This is a genomic window from Streptomyces sp. BE20, from assembly GCF_036322525.1.
Classification (GTDB): domain Bacteria; phylum Actinomycetota; class Actinomycetes; order Streptomycetales; family Streptomycetaceae; genus Kitasatospora.
On sequence record NZ_JAQYWW010001113.1, the window covers coordinates 119,607 to 136,696 of the forward strand.

Genomic DNA, 17,090 nt, shown 5'->3' on the forward strand with positions numbered 1-17,090 from the left:
GTGCTCCTGACATGTCCGCCCGCCCCCCAGTGAGGACCGCAAGGACCCAGATGCCCCGCTCGAAGAAGTTCCGGCGCGCCCGTCTGATCGTGATCGTGCTGGTCGTGCTGCTGGTGGCCGGCGCCGGCTACGGCGGCTACCGAGGGGTGGCCGCGGTCCGCGCGTCCTTCCCGGAGGTCGACGGCAGCGTCAAGGTGGCGGGCCTGAGCGCGCCGGTCGACGTCAAGCGGGACGCCAACGGCATCCCCCAGCTCTACGGCGACACCTCCGAGGACCTCTTCCGCGCCCAGGGCTACGTCCAGGCGCAGGACCGGTTCTGGGAGATGGACGTCCGGCGGCACATCACCGCGGGCCGACTGTCCGAGATGTTCGGCGACGGCCAGGTCGAGACCGACTCCTTCATCCGCACCATGGGCTGGCGCCAGGTGGCCCAGAAGGAGTTCGACACCCAGCTCTCGGCCGAGACCAAGAAGTACCTCCAGGCCTACGCGGACGGTGTCAACGCCTGGCTCGTCGAGCACCCGGGCGGGTCGCGCGCCTCCCTGGAGTACACCCTGCTCGGCGTCGTCAACGGCGACTACGAGCCCGAGCAGTGGACCCCGGTCGACTCGGTGGCCTGGCTCAAGGCGATGGCCTGGGACCTCTCCGGGAACCTCCAGGAGGAGATCGACCGCGCGCTGCTCGCCCAGGACTTCAGCCCGGAGAAGATCGCCGAGCTGTACCCGGACTACCCGTACGCCCGCAACGGCACGATCGTGAAGACCGGCACCGTCAGCAGCGACACCTACCGCCCCGCCGACGGCTCCGCCCCGGCCGGCACCCCGGGCACCGGCACCGCGCAGGGCGCGACGACCACCGAGGCGCTGCTCAAGGGCGTCACCACCCGGATCGACGCGCTGCCCGAGATGCTCGGCCGCAACGGCCAGGGCATCGGCTCCAACTCCTGGGTGGTCGCCGGGACCCACACCACCACCGGCAAGCCGCTGCTGGCCAACGACCCGCACCTCGGCCCCGGCCTGCCCTCGGTCTGGTACCAGATGGGCCTGCACTGCCGGACCGCCTCGCCCGGCTGCCAGTACGACGTCTCCGGGTTCACCTTCGCGGGCATGCCCGGCGTGGTGATCGGCCACAACAAGGACATCGCCTGGGGCCTCACCAACCTCGGCGCCGACGTCACCGACCTCTTCCTGGAGAAGGTGACCGGCCCGGAGACCTACCTGGTGGACGGCAAGGAGGAGAAGTTCGAGCTCCGCAAGGAGACCATCAAGGTCGCCGGCGGTGACGACCGGACCATCACCGTCCGCACCACCCGGACCGGAGCCCCGCTGATCTCCGACCCCAGCACCGAGCAGCAGAACGTCGGCAAGTACGCGCCCAACGGCACCTCCGCCCCGGACCGCGGCACCACCGGCTACGGCGTCGCCCTGCAGTGGGCCGCGCTCATCCCCGGGAAGACCATGGACGCCGTCTTCGGGCTCGACCGTGCGAAGAACTGGGACGAGTTCCGGGGGGCCGCCAAGGACTTCGCCGTCCCGGCCCAGAATCTGATCTACGCCGACGCCAGGAACATCGGCTACCAGGCCCCCGGGTACGTCCCGGTCCGCGGCAACGGCGACGGCCGCAACCCGGCACCGGGCTGGGACTCCTCCTACCAGTGGAAGAAGGACCCGGTCCCGTTCAACGCCCTGCCGTACAGCTTCAACCCGTCCGGCGGCTACATCGTCACCGCCAACCAGGCCGTGGTCGACCCGTCGTACAAGTACATGCTGACCAAGGACTGGGAGTACGGCACCCGGGCCAAGGAGATCACCGAGCAGATCGACGCCCGGCTCAAGAACAACGGCAAGATCTCGCCGGACGACATGCAGGAGATGCAGCTCGACAACACCAGCATCCTCGCGAAGACACTGGTCCCGAGGCTGCTCAAGGTCGAGATCGACGACCCCTACGTGCGCGAGGCGCAGGACCTGCTGAAGGACTGGAACTACCACCAGGACGCCGACTCGGCCGCCGCCGCCTACTACAACGGCGTCTGGCGCCAGCTGCTCACGCTCGCCTTCGGCCAGAAGTTCCCGGCCGACCTGCGGGCCGAGGACAACTGCCTGCTGGTGCGCCAGCAGGCCGACCCGACCAAGCCGGACAGCAAGTCGGACATCGTCACCGAGTGCGGCACCCGTGACCCGGGCAAGGCCCAGCCGGACGGCGGCGACCGCTGGACCGAGGTGGTCCGCCAGCAGCTGGAGAAGCCCGACAGCGGCTGGTGGACGTACATCGACTCCCAGCACAAGGAGCAGAAGGGCCTGGACAACCTCCTGCGCGAGGCGATGAAGAACGCCCGCCAGGAGCTCACCTCGCTGCTCACCAAGGACATCTCCACCTGGAGCTGGGGCCGCCTGCACAAGCTGGAGCTGCGCGAGCGCACCCTCGGCTCGGACGACTCCTCGATCGCCTCCGGCGCCGTCCACAAGCTGCTCAACCGCGGCCCGTACCGCCTCTCCGGCGGTTCGGCGGCGGTCGACGCGGCCGGCTGGAACGCGGCCGCCGGGTACCAGGTCGACTGGATCCCGTCGATGCGGATGGTGATCGACCTGAGCGACCTCGACGCGTCCCGCTGGATCAACGTCGGCGGTGCCTCGGGCCACGCCTATCACCCCAACTACAACGACCAGACCGACCTCTGGCTCAAGGGCAAGCTCCTGACCTGGTCGTTCTCGCCGGACGCGGTCGAGAAGTCGGCGAAGCACAAGCTGACGCTGACCAACGGCTGACGCCCGACGGCCGGCTTCCGCCACGACGGCCCCGCGCCCCCGGACCTCCGGGGGCGCGGGGCCGTCGACGTACGCCCTCGGGTGGCCGCTCACCCCAAGCGGTGGGGCCCCGACGGGGTCAGCGCGAGGTCCACCGGCCGGTCGTGCGGCTCCGCCGGCACCCGGTCCAGCAGCTCGTGCTCGTAGAGCAGCACCGCCAGCACCGGCCGCACCCCGGCCCGCTCCAGCCTGGTCAGCACCCGGTCGTACGAGCCCCCGCCCCGCCCCAGCCGCAGCCCCCGGCGGTCCACCGCCAGCCCCGGCAGCAGCACCAGTGCCGCCCCGGTCACGGCCTCCGGCCCGAGCCGATCGCCGACCGGCTCCAGCAGCCCGCGCCCGGCCGGGGCCAGCTCCTGCGGGCCCGCGTACTCCGCCCAGTCGAGGTCGTTGTCGGCCAGCAGGACCGGCAGCAGCACCCGCGCCCCGCGCGCCCGGAGCGCGTCCAGCAGCGGCCGGGTGCCCGGCTCGGCGCCCACCGAGACGTACGCGGCCACCGTGGCGCCCGGCCCGGCCAGTTCCCCGGCGTGCCCGGCCAGCGCCGTGGCGGCCCGCTCCCGGGCCTCTGCCGCCAGCGCCCGACGTTCGGACAGCAGCCGTGTCCTCAGCGCGCCCTTCTCGTTGTGCATGGGATGCTCCACCGCTCCTCCACCGCTCCGATCCCCGCCCCGCCCATCGCTCCGACCCGTGCTCCGGGCCCGTGACGCTCAGAGCCTGACATGCGGAAGGCGCCCCGATGTCCACCCCGCTGCTGGTCCAGGCCCTGGCCGTGCTGAGCGCCCCCGCGCTGGCCGGTGCCGTCCTGCTCGGCGCCCGCCTGCGGCGCGGCGCGTCCGGCGCGGCCGACCGCGAGGCCGGGCTCCGCGAGCGGATCGCCGAACTGGAGGCCCGCTGCGCCGAGCTGGAACGCACCGCCTCGTGCGACCCGCTCACCGGCGTCTGGAACTACCGGCACCTCCAGCTCACCCTGGACCGGGAGATCGAGCGGGCCCGCCGGGCCGAGCAGCACGGACAGCAGGACGGGCCCCGGCCGCTGGCGGTCCTGCTGCTGGAGATCGCGGGCTTCGACGCGGTGGTCGCCGAGCACGGCCGGGCCCGCGCGGGGACGGTCCTGCGCGACCTCGCCCAACGGCTCGGCATGGAGATCCGCCGCTCCGACACCCTGGGCCGGTACAGCGGGGAGGAGTTCCTGGTCGTCCTGCCGGACACCGGAGCCGAGGGCGCGGCCCAGGTGGCCGACCGGCTGGTCTGGTCGGTCCGCCGCCACCTGCTGCTGGACTGGTCCTCGGGCAGCAGGGAGGGCCGCCACCCGGAGGGCAACGGGCTCACCGCGGCGGTCGGCCTGGCCGTCCTGCCCGAGGACGGCGCCCACGCGGCCGTGCTGCTCCGGGCCGCGGACCGGGCGCTGGCGGTGGCCCGCGGGGCCGGCGGCGACTGCTGGCGGGGAACCTCCGCCCCGGCCGGCTCGCCGACCACCTCGCCGGACTCCGCCCCGGCCGCCGCGTCCGCTGCCGCCCCGACCACCTCGCCGACCGCCCCGACCGTTGCCCCGACCGCCTTCCGGAGGACCTCCGCGGACCATTCCGGAGCCGTCCCCGCAGGCGTTTCCCCGGGTGCCTCCCCGGCCTTCCCCGCGCGTCCGGACGGTGTCTTCGCAGCCGAACGTAACCGTTCGGAAAAGCCGGGTAGTCTGTCGCCCTGTGCCGGAGGGGACCCCCTCGCCCCACCCGTCACGTCCCCTTTGCCTGCCATTGCGGCCGGGTCTGGCGACGTGCTGTCCCAGCACCGCTCAACGACGCCCGGCCAGGCGAAACACGTGCCTTAGTAAGGTAAACGCATGACGACGTCGAAGTCCCGAATCCCGGTAACCAAGGCCGTGGTCCCCGCGGCAGGACTGGGCACCCGCTTCCTGCCGGCCACCAAGGCCACTCCGAAGGAGATGCTGCCCGTCGTCGACAAGCCGGCGATCCAGTACGTCGTCGAGGAGGCAGCCGCCGCAGGGCTGTCCGACATACTGATGGTCACCGGCCGTAACAAGCGCGCGCTGGAGGACCACTTCGACCGCGCCTACGAGCTGGAGGAGCTGCTCGCCCGCAAGGGCGACCAGGACCGTCTCCGCCGGGTCCGCGAGTCCGTCGACCTCGCCAACATGCACTACGTCCGCCAGGGCGACCCGAAGGGCCTCGGCCACGCCGTCTCGGTCGCCGAGCAGCACGTCGCCGGCCAGCCGTTCGCCGTCCTGCTGGGCGACGACCTGATCGACCCGCGCGACCCGCTGCTGGCCCGCATGATCGAGGTCCAGCAGGAGCTCGGCGGCTCGGTCGTCGCGCTCATGGAGGTCGACCCCTCCCAGATCCACCTGTACGGCTGCGCCGCCGTCAAGCCGAACGGCTTCGGCGAGGACGTCTTCCAGGTGACCGACCTGGTCGAGAAGCCGGAGACCGCCGACGCGCCGTCGAACTACGCGGTCATCGGCCGGTACGTCCTCGACCCCTCCGTCTTCGACGTGCTGCGCGAGACCCCGCCGGGCCGCGGCGGCGAGATCCAGCTCACCGACGCCCTGCGCGAGCTCGCCACCCGCGACGCCGCGGTCGGCGGCCAGGTGCACGGCGTGCTCTTCAAGGGCCGCCGCTACGACACCGGCGACCGCGCCGACTACCTGCGCGCTATCGTCCGACTGGCCTCCGAGCGCGAGGACCTGGGCCCGGGCTTCCGCAGCTGGCTGCGCGAGTTCGTGGCCACCGAGCTGCAGGACTGACACACCGACCGAGAGCGAGCGCGCCGATGACCGGGTCCACGGAGAGCGGTACCACCCCCGCAGCCTGCTGCGACGGCTCCGCGGACCCGGCACCGGGCGCCCGCCCGGCGGCCGGCCCGTCCGGTCCGGCCGCCCTCTGGACGGTCGACGAGCACCTCGCCGACGTCCTGGCCGCCGTCGGCCCGCTGCCCGCCATCGAGCTCCAGCTGCTCGACGCGCAGGGCTGCCGGCTGGCCGAGGACGTGGTCGCCGAGGGTGACCTGCCGTCCTTCGACAACAGCTCGATGGACGGCTACGCCGTCCGCACCGCCGACACCGCCGGCGCGACCACCGAGTACCCCTCGGTGCTCGCCGTGGTCGGCGACATCGCCGCCGGTGCCGACGCACTCCCCAAGGTCGGCCCCGGCCAGGCCGCCCGGATCATGACCGGCGCCCCCGTGCCGCCCGGCGCCCAGGCCGTCGCCCCGGTCGAGTGGACCGACGGCGGCACCGGAACCGGCCGCGCCGCCGACTCGATGGCCGCGCCGGTCGAGGGCGAGGAGGTCCGGGTGCTGCGCCCGGTCACCGAGGGCGCCCACATCCGCCGCCGCGGCAGCGACATCGCCGCCGGCACCCGGGTCCTGACCGCCGGTACCCGGCTCGGCCCCGCCCAGCTCGGCCTGCTCGCCGCGGTCGGCCGGCCGACCGTTACCGTCCGCCCCCGCCCGCGGGTCGTGGTGCTGTCCACCGGCAGCGAGCTGGTCCAGCCCGGCGACCCGGTCGGCCCCGGGCAGATCGCGGACTCCAACAGCTTCACCCTCACCGCCGCCGCCCGCGACGCCGGCGCGATCGCCTACCGGGTCGGCGGCGTCCCCGACGACGCGGCCCGGCTGCGCGCCGTCCTGGAGGACCAGCTCGGCCGGGCCGACCTGATCGTCACCAGCGGCGGCGTCAGCGTCGGCGCGTACGACGTGGTCAAGGAGGTCTTCGCCGAGTACGGCGGGGTGGACTTCCGACGGCTGCGGATGCAGCCCGGCAAGCCGCAGGGCTTCGGCCGGATCGGCCCCGGGGCCGGAGTGCCGCTGATGGCGCTGCCCGGCAACCCGGTCAGCGCGTACATCTCCTTCGAGCTGTTCGTCCGTCCGGCGATCCGGACCATGCTCGGCGCCGACGACGTCAACCGTCCGGTCGTCCGGGCCCACTGCCCGGTGGCGCTGCGCTCGCCCGCCGGACGGCGGCAGTTCCTGCGCGGCCGGTACTCCGCGGCCGACGGCGTGGTGGAGCCGGTCGGCGGCGAGGGATCGCACCTGGTCGGCGCGCTGGCGAGGGCGGACTGCCTGATCACCGTCCCCGAGGACGTCACCGAACTGCCGGCCGGCAGCGCGGTGGACGTGGTCCTGCTCGGCGGCTGAACCCCGGGGCCGGTCGTACCGCGGGCCGGCCCGGATCCCACCGCGGCGGGCCGTCTCACCGGCGCGGCCCGTCCCACGCCCCGGCCGGGGCGAGGAGTACGGTAGCGCGGTATTCGACCTGCGCGCCCCCTGGAGCCACCCGTGACCACCTCACCCCCCGGCGACCGCCTCACCCATGTCGACGAACAGGGCGCGGCCCGGATGGTCGACATCTCCGAGAAGGCCGTCACCGCGCGCACCGCTGTCGCGGCCGGCCGGGTCCGGGTCGCTCCCCGGGTGGTCGACCTGCTCCGCGGCGAGGGCGTCCCCAAGGGCGACGCGCTGGCCGTCGCCCGGATCGCCGGGATCATGGGCGCCAAGAAGACCCCCGAACTGATCCCGCTCTGCCACCCGATCGCCCTCTCCGGCGTCACGGTGGAACTCTCCGTCGCCGACGACGCGGTCGAGATCACCGCCACCGTGCGGACCACCGACCGGACCGGTGTCGAGATGGAGGCGCTGACCGCCGTGGCGGTGGCCGGGCTGACCGTGATCGACATGGTCAAGGCCGTCGACAAGGGCGCGGCCATCGAGTCCGTCCGCGTGCTCGGCAAGACCGGCGGCAAGAGCGGCGACTGGAGCACCCCCGAGGTGTCCGCGTGAGGGCGCTCGCCGTCACCGTCTCCAACCGCGCCTCGGCCGGCGTGTACGAGGACAAGGGCGGCCCGCTGCTGGTCGCCGGTCTGCGCGGGGCGGGCTTCACCGTCGACGGCCCCCGGGTCGTCCCGGACGGCGAACCGGTCGAGGCCGTCCTGCGCGAGGCCGTCGCGGCCGGGTACGACGTGGTGCTGACCACCGGCGGCACCGGCATCTCCCCGACGGACCTCACCCCCGAGATGACGGCCCGCGTCCTCGACCGCGAGATCCCCGGCATCCCCGAGGCGATCCGGGCCCACGGGCGGGAAAAGGTGCCGACCGCGGCGCTCTCCCGCGGGCTGGCCGGCCTCGCCGGACGTACCCTGATCGTCAACCTGCCGGGCTCGACCGGCGGCGTCAAGGACGGCCTGGCCGTCCTGGAGCCGCTGCTCGCGCACGCCGTCGACCAGCTCGGCGGCGGCGACCACCCCCGGCCCGACGCACCAGCTTCCGGGAGAGCGCACTGAACGCCGGCTGGCCGGTAGAGCTCCACGAGGGGGACGTCGCGCTGCGCCCGATCAGGGCCCGCGACCAGGGCGACTGGCAGGAGGTCAGCCGGCGCAACCGGGACTGGCTGCGGCGCTGGGAGGCGACGGTGCCCCCGGGCCCGGCGGCCCACGGCGCCGGCCGTCGCCCGACCTACCGGCAGATGGTCCGCTACCTGCGCAGCGAGGCCTCGGCCGGCCGGATGCTGCCCTTCGTCGTCCTCCACAAGGGCCGGCTGGTCGGTCAGCTGACCGTCGGCGGGATCACCTGGGGCTCGATGTGCTCGGCCAACGTCGGCTACTGGATCGACGAGGCGGTGGCGGGGCGGGGCATCATGCCGGCCGCGGTCGCGCTCTCGGTGGACCACTGCTTCCGCACCCTCGGCCTGCACCGGATCGAGGTCTGCATCCGGCCGGAGAACACCCCGAGCCGGCGGGTGGTGGAAAAGCTGGGCTTCCGCTCGGAGGGAATGCGGCCGCGCTATCTGCACATCGACGGCGACTGGCGGGACCACCTGGTGTTCGCGCTGACCGCCGACGAGGTGCCGGAGGGGATGCTGGACCGCTGGCGGGCCCTCAGTTCGGTGCGTCGGCCCAGAAATTGAATGTATGTTCGAAAAGAAATATCGATATGGCATCGGCGTGGCGACGGACGGGCACAAATGCCGGCAAATTAGTCGGAGAATCAGCTTGATCACACGACACGCCGTGCCAAATTGCTACCGGCCCTTCCCCCGCGCCCGTACGGTGTGAAACGTGAGCAGTAGCGGCCTTATCTACGCCGTCATCGTAGGGGCCTGGGCCGCCTATCTGGTGCCGATGTGGCTCCGCAGGCAGGACGAGCTCAACGAGGCGCGCCCGACGGAACGCTTCAGCACCGCCATCCGCCTGCTGGCCGGGCGTTCGGCGCTGGAGCGGCGGGCGTCCCGGGCCCTGAGCGACGAACCGCGTGACGACGAGCAGAGCAGCGACGACGGCCCTCCCGAACGGGACGAGGCCGCGGTCGGCGACCCCTCCGACGAGCCCTCCGGTGGCCTCGCCGGCGACCTCGCCGACGATCCCTCCACCGGTTCTCCGGCCGGGGGCGGATCGGCGGACGAGCCGGCGCCCGGCCCGGCGGAGCGCACCGAGGGACGGCCCGCAGGTACGGCCGGCGGCCCCGAGCGGCGGGCCCGGTTGCTGGCCCGGCGTCGCCGGATGGTCACCGTCCTCTTCCTGGTCTTCGCCGTCGGCGCGGTGGTCGCGGCGGTGGCCGGACTGGCCTTCCTCTGGGTCCCCGCGGTCCCGGCGGCCCTGCTCACCCTCTACATCGGGCACCTGCGCCGGCTGGAGCGCCAGCGGTACGCCGTGAAGCTGGACCGGGTCCGCGCGGCCCAGGCCGCCGAGCGGCTGCGCAAGCGCGAGAAGCAGCGCGCCGAGGCCGCCCGCGTCGCCGCCGAGGCCCCGGCCCCGGCGGCCGAGCCGGAGCCCGCGCCGCGGACCGGACGCGGCCGTCCGCACCTGCGGCTGGCCACCGACGCCGACGCCGCCCGGGCGACCGCCGTACCCGGTTCGGCCTCGGCCGTCGCGGAGGCGACCGAGCACGAGGAGTGGGTCGACGGCATGCGCGAGCGCGGCGCGGCCGGGCCGGACTCCTGGGAGCCGGTGCCCGTCCCGCTGCCGACCTACGTGACCGCGCCGGTGGCCCCCCGGGTCAGCCGTGGTCTCGACCTGTCGGCGCCCGGCACCTGGACCGCCGGTCGTCCGGCCGAGGCCCGCAACACCCCGCTCTTCGACCAGTACGCCGAGCCCTCCGCCGCGGAGGCCCGGCCCCGCGCGGCCAACGAGTGACCGGTCGGGGGTGCCGCGGCACCCCCGACCTGGGACGCCGCCCGGGGGTGGTCACGAGCCCCCTCCGAAAGGTGCTAGAGTTTCTTCTCGTTGGGGCTGTGGCGCAGTCCGGTAGCGCACCTCGTTCGCATCGAGGGGGTCAGGGGTTCGAATCCCCTCAGCTCCACCCAACGGACCGGTTCCGACCGGTTCACGAAATCCCGCCCGGTGGACTCCACCGGGCGGGATTTCGCGTTGTGCGGGCGGCACCGGCCCCGGTCGTGCGGTCAGGGTGACGCCGGACCCGGCCTGCTGAGTACCGGTCACCCCGGGGCCGGGCGGGACGCCGGTGCCCGGCCAGGCGGCGCACCGCTGCGGACGACCGCCGCGCGGCACGGCTCGGCGGCGGTCACTCCTTCACGACGACCACGGTGCAGCGCGCGTGGTGGAGGCAGTAGTGGCTGGTGGTGCCGAGCGGGGCGCCGGGCGGGGCGGTGCGGCCGCGGCTGCCGAGGACGAGCACAGCGGCGCCCTCGGCGGCGGCGGTCAGGGCGGGGCCCGGCGGGCCGGCCTTGAGGTGGCGCAGGACGGCCGGGGCGGTGGGGGAGAGGGCGGCGGAGAGGGACTCGTCGAGGATCCGGGCGGCGCGGCGCTCGGACTCGAACCCGTCCAGCGCGGGCGGGACCAGACCGTGCTCGTCCTGCCGCAGGGGGAACTCCCAGACGGTGACCGCCTCCAGCGGGCCGCCGGTGAAGCCCGCCAGCCGGGCGGCCCAGCGGACGGCGGCGAGGGAGAGCCGGGAGCCGTCCACGCCGACCACGATCCTGCCGTCCGGTCGCGGGGTCATGGTCCGAGCGTAGGGCGGCCCGGAGGGGACGGCGAGACGGCCGAGGGCCGGCGAGCGGGTGCTCGGCCGGCCCTCGGGGCGGGGTCGGTCAGGGCTGGCCGGAGCCGGCGTACGGGCCCGGCTGCGGTGCGCCGGACTGCGGCGGCACCGAGCCGTAGCGGGCCGGGCGACGGCCGCGCGGGTGCCGGGTGAGGGTGTAGCCGGCGACACCGGCCAGAGCGGCGAGGATGCCGCCGGCCAGGGTCCAGAACCAGCGGCTGTTCCAGCCGGAGAACCAGCCGGTGTACCAGTGGTCCTCGGGCTCCTCGGGCGCCGCCGCCTTGACGGTCGCGGCGCCGCCGCCGGCCGGCGGGACCAGCGGGGCCTTGAGCTCGCCGCCCTCGGGCTGGGCGTTGTCGGCGTCGCCCTTGGCCGCCACGTGCAGCTTGACCGAGGCGGCCAGGCCGAGGTCGGGCTGCGGGGCGTCGGCGACCGAGAGCCGCACGTAGTAGGTGCCGGGCAGCGGGTCGCCGGACCAGGGCTCGGCCCAGGAGCGGACCTCGCGCAGGGTGCAGCTCAGCGCGAGCGAGGCGGTGGCCTGCTCGGCGGTCGAGACCTGGGTGCCGGCGGTGCAGGACTGGCGGCGGCGCAGCCCGTCGAACACCTCGACGCTCCAGGTCTGCGGGCCGTGCCGGTCCGCGGACGGGGGCAGGGTGACCGACAGGCCGACCGTCGGGGTCTGGCCCTCGGAGGCACCGAACGCCCAGTACAGGTAGTCGCCGGTGGAGGCGGCGACGGCGGCGTCCTGGCCGGGGGCCAGGTTGACGGCGGTCAGGAAGGAGGTGCCGGCCTTGTTGGCCGGGGCCGGGGTGCCGCTCGCGCTCGGGGAGGGCGAGGCGGCGGAGGCGGCCGGGGCCGCGAGGGTGAGTGCGGGGAGCAGGGCCAGCGCGGCCACCGCGCCGCGCAGGGAGGCGCGGATCGTCGAGTGGGTCATGGTCAGTTCTCCTGCCAGACAGCGATCCGCCAGCGGGCGATCCAACCGAACAGCAGGCCGGTCAGCAGGCCGGCCAGGGTGAGCACGAGCAGCAGGATCCAGCCGCGGCCGAGGCCCATCGCCGGGCCGTCCGGGGAGGGCGAGGCGGCGGTCAGGTCGACCGTCAGCTCCAGCGGCAGGCCGGGGTCGGCCGCGATGCCGGGCTGTGCGGCCAGCGAGTTGGAGATCACGAGGCAGACGGTGGTCTCCGGCTTGCCGCTCGCCGAGGCGGACGGGGTCGCGGTGGCGTAGCCCTTGGAGTCGTCGGTGGACCAGCGCAGGCCGGTGGAGATCACGTCGGTCCGGCCGCTTCCGGCGTCGGTGCCGCGGACCAGCTCCTGGCCGGTGGTGCTGGTGGCCTGGAGCAGGACCCCGTAGTCGCGGGCCACCGGGCGGTCCAGGGCGACGCTGACGGAGGCGCGCAGCTCCTGGCCGGCCTTGACCGGGACGCGGTAGGTGCGGTGCTCGGAGAACTTCTCGCGGTCGCTGTAGACGCCGGGGGCGAGGACCGGTGCCGACTCGCACTTGTCGGTGCCGGTGGTCTTCACCGGGGCCACCGTGTAGGTGTCGTTGGAGCGGTCGACGAGCTGCTTCACCTTCTCGGTGAGCTGCTCCTGGGTGCGTACGTCGGTGTAGGTGCCGCCGGTGGCGTTGGCGATGCAGAGCAGCTGCTGACGGGTTTTGTCGTCGTGGGCCAGGCCGAGCGTGTCGATCACCAGGTGGATGCCCTGGGCGGCGAGTTCGCGGGCGACGTCGCACGGGTCGGGCGGGGCGCAGGAGTCCTCGCCGTCGGTGATCAGCACCACCCGGCGGGTGGTCTCGCCCTTGCCGAGGTCCTCGGCCGCGCCGCGCAGGGCCAGGCCGATCGGGGTCCAGCCGGTGGGCCGCAGGGTGGCGACGGCCGTCTTGGCCTCGGTCTTGTTGGTCTTGCCGACGGGGAAGAGCTGCTTGGTGTCCAGGCAGCCCTGCGCCTTGTCGTTGCCGGGGTAGTTGGCGCCGAGGGTGCGGATGCCGAAGTCGGTTTCGGCGGGCAGGGCGTCGATCACCTCGTTCAGCGACTGCTGGGCCACCGCGATGCGGCTCTTGCCCTGGATGTCGGCTTCCCGCATGGAGCCGCTGACATCCAGGACGAGGTCGACCCGGGGTGCTTCCTTGCCGGCGGAGCCGGCTGATGGTTCGTCGGCATGGGCGGGCAGGCCGCTGAGCAGCGCCCCGCCCGTTATCGCCAGGGCGGCCAGCAGGCTGCCGAGCCTGGCCTTCGGTCGTCGTCCGGTAGTCACCCGTCGATCCTAGGGATCATCAGTTCCCCGTGGCCAACACGGTCCGGTGCGCGAACCGCCGGACACCGGCGCGAACTCGTGGGCGCCGGTGGGGGATCGGGGCGGGGGCGCCCGGTCGTGCGCCGGTCGCACGGATACCGGGCGGGCCTGGCGGGCAATCCGGGACACACCGGACGGATGAACCGATAAATATGGATAGCGCTCGTTAGGGTGACGAGCGGGCCGCGGGGGCCGCCGCACCGGCGCCCGGGCCCGGCCGGAACGTCCGACTGAGGGAAGGACCCGCACGTGAGCAACCTCTTCGCGATCGCCTATCCGGATCTGGCCACCGCCAAGGCGGTGCGCAACGCGGCGGTCGGGCTGCAGACGCAGAAGCTGATCGAGCTGGAGGACGCGGTCGTCGTCGAGCGCCGCGAGGACGGCAGGATCAAGCTGCACCAGCAGGTGAGCACCACCGGGGCGGGCGCCGCGTCGGGCGCGCTCTGGGGCGGGGTGATCGGCCTGCTGTTCTTCATGCCGTTCCTCGGCGCGGCCGTCGGCGGCGCGGCCGGTGCCGCGGTCGGGGCCTCCACCGACATCGGGGTGGACGATGACTTCATGCGCCAGGTCGGCGAGCACCTCCAGCCGGGCACCGCCGCAGTGTTCCTGCTGGTCCGCAAGGCGACCGCGGACAAGGTCGTGCCCGAGCTGGCCCAGTACGGCGGGAAGATCATCCAGACCTCGCTCTCGTCGGCCGCCGAGGCCGAGCTGAAGGCGACCGTCGAGGCCGCCCGGGCGAACGCCGCACCGGCTCCCGCCTGAGCCCTCGGCGCACGGGGCCGGCCGGCCCCCACCTGACCAGCCGCTCACGTCGGGGCGGACGGGCCCGCCGCCCGTCCGCCCCGATCGTCACCTCCCGGCGGTCCGGAGCCCGGGACCCGGGCTCCCGCACCGGGCCGACCCGCAGCAGGAACTCCCGCAGATCGACACCCAGGACGGTCCGTGGCGACACCCTCCGCCGTGACGACAACCGCCCGCCGGCCGCGCCGGACGGTGCGGACCCGGCGCAACACCGAACTCGCGCTGGTCCTGGCCGCGGTGCTGACCGCCGTCCTCGGGTACGCCGAAGTCGGCCTCAACATCGACGGCACGGTGCCCGCCGACGCGGGCGAGTACGGGGCCGCGCTCGGCGTGCTCGCCCTGCTGGCGCACGCCGCGGTCCGCTGGAAGGCGCCGTACGCGGATCCGCTCCCGTTGCCGATCGGGGTGCTGCTGAACGGCATCGGACTGGTCGTCATCTACCGGCTGGACCGTTCCACCCCGGGTGACGCGGCGCCCACCCAGCTGCTCTGGTCCACGCTCGGGGTGGGCCTGTTCATCCTGGTGCTGTTCCTGCTGCGGGACCACAAGCGGCTTCAGCGCTACGCGTACATCGGGGCGCTGGCGGCGCTCGTCCTGCTGGTGCTGCCGATCTTCTTCCCCCCGGTGTACGGCTCGCGGATCTGGATCACCCTGGGGCCGCTCTCCTTCCAGCCGGGCGAGTTCGCGAAGATCCTGCTGGCGGTCTTCTTCGCCGCCTACCTGGCGGTGCACCGGGACGCGCTGGCGCTCACCGGGCGGCGGGTCTGGCGGTTCCAGTTACCGCGCGGACGGGTGCTCGCTCCGGTCCTGGTGATCTGGGCGGCGTTCGTCGGCGTGCTGGTGCTGGAGACCGACCTCGGCACCTCGCTGCTCTTCTTCGGCCTGTTCGTGGTGATGCTGTACGTGGCGACCGCGCGGACCGGCTGGATCGCCATCGGGCTTTTCCTGGCGGGGATCGCCGCGGTCGGGGTGGGCCTGCTCTCGCCCCACGTGCACAGCCGGGTCAACGACTGGCTGGACCCGCTCGGATCGATCGCCGCCGGGCGGGGGGCCAACCAGATCGCCCAGTCGCTGTTCGCCTTCGCCTGGGGCGGGGAGCTCGGTGCCGGGCTGGGCAACGGCCACTCGGCGCTGATCGGCTTCGCCGCCAAGTCCGACTTCATCCTCGCGACCATCGGCGAGGAACTCGGGCTGACCGGGCTGGTCGCGCTCTTCCTGCTCTACGCGCTGCTGGTCTCGCGCGGGTTCCGGACCGGGATCGCGCTGCGGGACCCGTTCGGGCGGCTGCTGGCGATCGGGCTGGCGGCGATCGTCGGCCTCCAGGTGTTCGTGGTGGCGGGCGGGGTGCTCGACCTGATCCCGCTGACCGGGATGACCCTGCCGTTCGTCGCCCAGGGCGGCTCCTCGGTCGTCACCAACTGGATCATCGTCGCGCTGCTGGTGCGGATGAGCGACATCGCCCGGCGGCCCGCCCCCGGGGAGGTCTGATGGCGCGCGACCGCGCCGGCCGCGGGGGGCCCGCCGGCGACCGGCCGGGGGGAGGCCGGCCGGGGGACGGGCCGCAGGGCCTGCCGGGGATCTCCGTCACCGGCCGCCGGGCCGGCACGTTCTGCCTGCTGCTGATCGTGGTGCTCTGCGCCCAGGCCACCAGGGTGCAGGTGTTCCGGGCCGGGGAGCTGAACCACAACAGCGCCAACCAGCGGCTCACCATCGAGCGCTACTCCCAGCCGCGGGGCGACATCCGCGTCGGCGCCGACACCGTCACCGGTTCCGAGCCCACCGGCGGGCGCTACGACTACAAGCGCACCTACACCGACGGTCCGCTGTACGCGGCGGTCACCGGCTACTCCTCGCAGACCTACGGCAACACCCAGCTGGAGGGGACCGAGGACGAGCTGCTCTCCGGCACCGACCTCCGGCTGGCGAGCTGGGCGGTCTGGGACGCGGTGGCGCGCCGGCAGAACCCCGGCGGGGACGTCCACACCACCGTCGACCGGGCCGCCCAGCAGGCCGCGATGCGGGGGCTTGGCCGGCAGAAGGGCGCGGTCGCCGCGATCGAGCCCGCCACCGGGCGGATCCTGGCGCTGGCCTCCACGCCGTCGTACGACCCGGGGAGCTTCGCCGGCACCTCGGCCGACGACCAGGAGGCCTGGAACCGGCTGCAGGCCGACGCCGATCAGCCGATGCTCAACCGGGCGCTGCGGCAGACCTACCCGCCCGGCTCGACGTTCAAGGTGGTGACCGCGGCCGCGGCGCTGGAGAGCGGCGTGGTCACCGACATCGACGCGCCCACCGACGCGCCCTTCCCGTACGTCATGCCGGGCACCACCACGCCGCTGGTCAACGACACCCGGGCCTGCGACGAGCCCGGGCAGTCGCTGGACGCGGCGATGGTCCGCAGCTGCAACAGCGTGCTGGGCCACCTCGGTGTGCAGGTCGGTCTGGAGCGGATGACGGCGATGGCGGAGGACTTCGGCTTCAACGACGCCGGGCTGGACACCCCGGTGCGGGCGGCCCGCTCGAACTTCGACACCCGGATGAACGCGTCGCAGCTGGCGCTCTCCTCGATCGGCCAGTTCGACACCGCCGCCACCCCGCTGGTGATGGCGATGGTCGCCGCGGGGGTGGCCAACAACGGCACCGTGATGAGTCCCCAGCTCGTCGACAAGCTGACGAAGAGCGACGGCACCGCCGTCCAGCTGATGAAGCCGTCCGTGTACCGGCAGGCGATGAGCCCGGGAACGGCCGGGCAGGTGCAGCGGCTGATGACGGACGTGGTGGAGAACGGCACCGGACGGAACGCCCGGATCGACGGCGCGGTGGTCGGCGGCAAGACCGGCACCGCCCAGCACGGGCCGGACAACAGCGGGACGCCGTACGCCTGGTTCGTCTCCTGGGCCAAACCGGCCGGTTCCGGCGGGGTACCGCCGGTGGCGGTCGCCGTGGTGATCGCGGACAGTGACGCCACGGACGTCACGGGTGGCGGGCTCGCGGCGCCGGTCGCCCGCGCGGTGATGCAGGCGGTGCTCGCCGGATGAGGCCCTCACCTCCCCGTGCCGGCCCCGCGTCCACCGGGTTGACCTGCTGCTTTATCTGCTCGATGGCAGATCCGCCGTTTGCGAAGTGTCCGGTTTGTGTAGGCGGATGCGACGGTTCGTACAATGCGCGCCGCGGGACTGTTCGTTTGCG

15 protein-coding genes and 1 tRNA gene are annotated in these 17,090 nt (G+C 73.9%); 12 read left to right on the forward strand and 4 right to left on the reverse strand.

Going from position 1 to position 17,090, the window contains the following annotated elements; genetic code table 11:
• Positions 1-50 precede the first annotated feature (50 nt).
• A complete protein-coding gene (locus tag PUR61_RS33790) occupies positions 51-2,768 on the forward strand; it encodes a penicillin acylase family protein (protein WP_329883329.1) in 2,718 nt (905 codons plus the stop codon).
• A gap of 89 nt (positions 2,769-2,857) precedes the next feature.
• Here the strand turns inward: PUR61_RS33790 and PUR61_RS33795 are convergent, their stop codons facing one another.
• A complete protein-coding gene (locus PUR61_RS33795) occupies positions 2,858-3,433 on the reverse strand; it encodes a 5-formyltetrahydrofolate cyclo-ligase (protein ID WP_329883330.1) in 576 nt (191 codons plus the stop codon).
• 107 nt (positions 3,434-3,540) lie between these two features.
• On the opposite strand from PUR61_RS33795, the gene PUR61_RS33800 reads away from it, so the two are divergent.
• The 8 genes from PUR61_RS33800 (at position 3,541) to PUR61_RS33835 (ending at position 10,109) form a co-directional block, all read left to right on the forward strand.
• On the forward strand, positions 3,541-4,629 hold the full coding sequence (locus PUR61_RS33800; RefSeq protein WP_329883331.1) for a GGDEF domain-containing protein: 1,089 nt from the start codon (positions 3,541-3,543) through the stop codon (positions 4,627-4,629).
• Between the two features lie 12 nt (positions 4,630-4,641).
• Positions 4,642-5,562, forward strand: coding sequence for a UTP--glucose-1-phosphate uridylyltransferase GalU (galU, locus tag PUR61_RS33805; protein WP_329883332.1), 921 nt, complete (start codon positions 4,642-4,644; stop codon positions 5,560-5,562).
• A gap of 26 nt (positions 5,563-5,588) precedes the next feature.
• Positions 5,589-6,953, forward strand: coding sequence for a molybdotransferase-like divisome protein Glp (glp, locus tag PUR61_RS33810; RefSeq protein ID WP_329883333.1), 1,365 nt, complete (start codon positions 5,589-5,591; stop codon positions 6,951-6,953).
• A gap of 201 nt (positions 6,954-7,154) precedes the next feature.
• Positions 7,155-7,595 (forward strand): cyclic pyranopterin monophosphate synthase MoaC, encoded by a 441-nt coding sequence (gene moaC / locus PUR61_RS33815; RefSeq protein WP_443035286.1) that lies wholly within the window; start codon positions 7,155-7,157, stop codon positions 7,593-7,595.
• Positions 7,592-8,095, forward strand: a complete 504-nt coding sequence (locus tag PUR61_RS33820; protein WP_329883335.1) for a MogA/MoaB family molybdenum cofactor biosynthesis protein — start codon at positions 7,592-7,594, stop codon at positions 8,093-8,095. The genes moaC and PUR61_RS33820 overlap by 4 nt, the downstream gene beginning before the upstream one ends.
• Positions 8,092-8,718, forward strand: a complete 627-nt coding sequence (locus PUR61_RS33825; RefSeq protein ID WP_329883371.1) for a GNAT family N-acetyltransferase — start codon at positions 8,092-8,094, stop codon at positions 8,716-8,718. The genes PUR61_RS33820 and PUR61_RS33825 overlap by 4 nt, the downstream gene beginning before the upstream one ends.
• A gap of 151 nt (positions 8,719-8,869) precedes the next feature.
• Entirely contained in the window at positions 8,870-9,943 is a 1,074-nt protein-coding gene (gene sepX, locus PUR61_RS33830; protein WP_329883336.1) for a divisome protein SepX/GlpR, read from the forward strand.
• 92 nt (positions 9,944-10,035) lie between these two features.
• A tRNA-Ala gene (locus PUR61_RS33835) sits at positions 10,036-10,109 on the forward strand.
• Positions 10,110-10,331: 222 nt separating this feature from the next.
• On the opposite strand, the gene PUR61_RS33840 is transcribed toward PUR61_RS33835, so the two are convergent.
• The 3 genes from PUR61_RS33840 to PUR61_RS33850 all read right to left on the reverse strand — a co-directional run bounded on the left by PUR61_RS33840 (position 10,332) and on the right by PUR61_RS33850 (position 13,061).
• Entirely contained in the window at positions 10,332-10,769 is a 438-nt protein-coding gene (locus tag PUR61_RS33840) for a universal stress protein (protein ID WP_329883337.1), read from the reverse strand.
• A gap of 88 nt (positions 10,770-10,857) precedes the next feature.
• Entirely contained in the window at positions 10,858-11,742 is an 885-nt protein-coding gene (locus PUR61_RS33845) for a peptidase (protein WP_329883338.1), read from the reverse strand.
• A 2-nt stretch (positions 11,743-11,744) separates the two neighbouring features.
• On the reverse strand, positions 11,745-13,061 hold the full coding sequence (locus tag PUR61_RS33850) for a VWA domain-containing protein (protein WP_329883339.1): 1,317 nt from the start codon (positions 13,059-13,061) through the stop codon (positions 11,745-11,747).
• A 288-nt stretch (positions 13,062-13,349) separates the two neighbouring features.
• Between PUR61_RS33850 and PUR61_RS33855 the strand changes: the two genes are divergently transcribed.
• The 3 genes from PUR61_RS33855 to PUR61_RS33865 all read left to right on the forward strand — a co-directional run bounded on the left by PUR61_RS33855 (position 13,350) and on the right by PUR61_RS33865 (position 16,939).
• A complete protein-coding gene (locus PUR61_RS33855) occupies positions 13,350-13,862 on the forward strand; it encodes a DUF1269 domain-containing protein (RefSeq protein ID WP_329883340.1) in 513 nt (170 codons plus the stop codon).
• A gap of 198 nt (positions 13,863-14,060) precedes the next feature.
• On the forward strand, positions 14,061-15,389 hold the full coding sequence (locus tag PUR61_RS33860) for an FtsW/RodA/SpoVE family cell cycle protein (protein WP_329883341.1): 1,329 nt from the start codon (positions 14,061-14,063) through the stop codon (positions 15,387-15,389).
• Entirely contained in the window at positions 15,389-16,939 is a 1,551-nt protein-coding gene (locus PUR61_RS33865) for a penicillin-binding transpeptidase domain-containing protein (protein WP_329883342.1), read from the forward strand. Before PUR61_RS33860 ends, PUR61_RS33865 begins: the two co-directional genes overlap by 1 nt.
• Positions 16,940-17,090 lie beyond the last annotated feature (151 nt).

Coding starts and splice junctions, on each gene's coding strand:
- PUR61_RS33865 (WP_329883342.1), top strand. CDS start 15,389: ATGGCGCGCGACCGCGCCGGCCGCGGGGGGCCCGCCGGCGACCGGCCG.
- PUR61_RS33795 (WP_329883330.1), bottom strand. CDS start 3,433: ATGCACAACGAGAAGGGCGCGCTGAGGACACGGCTGCTGTCCGAACGT.
- PUR61_RS33800 (WP_329883331.1), top strand. CDS start 3,541: ATGTCCACCCCGCTGCTGGTCCAGGCCCTGGCCGTGCTGAGCGCCCCC.
- glp (WP_329883333.1), top strand. CDS start 5,589: ATGACCGGGTCCACGGAGAGCGGTACCACCCCCGCAGCCTGCTGCGAC.
- moaC (WP_443035286.1), top strand. CDS start 7,155: ATGGTCGACATCTCCGAGAAGGCCGTCACCGCGCGCACCGCTGTCGCG.
- galU (WP_329883332.1), top strand. CDS start 4,642: ATGACGACGTCGAAGTCCCGAATCCCGGTAACCAAGGCCGTGGTCCCC.
- PUR61_RS33840 (WP_329883337.1), bottom strand. CDS start 10,769: ATGACCCCGCGACCGGACGGCAGGATCGTGGTCGGCGTGGACGGCTCC.
- PUR61_RS33790 (WP_329883329.1), top strand. CDS start 51: ATGCCCCGCTCGAAGAAGTTCCGGCGCGCCCGTCTGATCGTGATCGTG.
- PUR61_RS33845 (WP_329883338.1), bottom strand. CDS start 11,742: ATGACCCACTCGACGATCCGCGCCTCCCTGCGCGGCGCGGTGGCCGCG.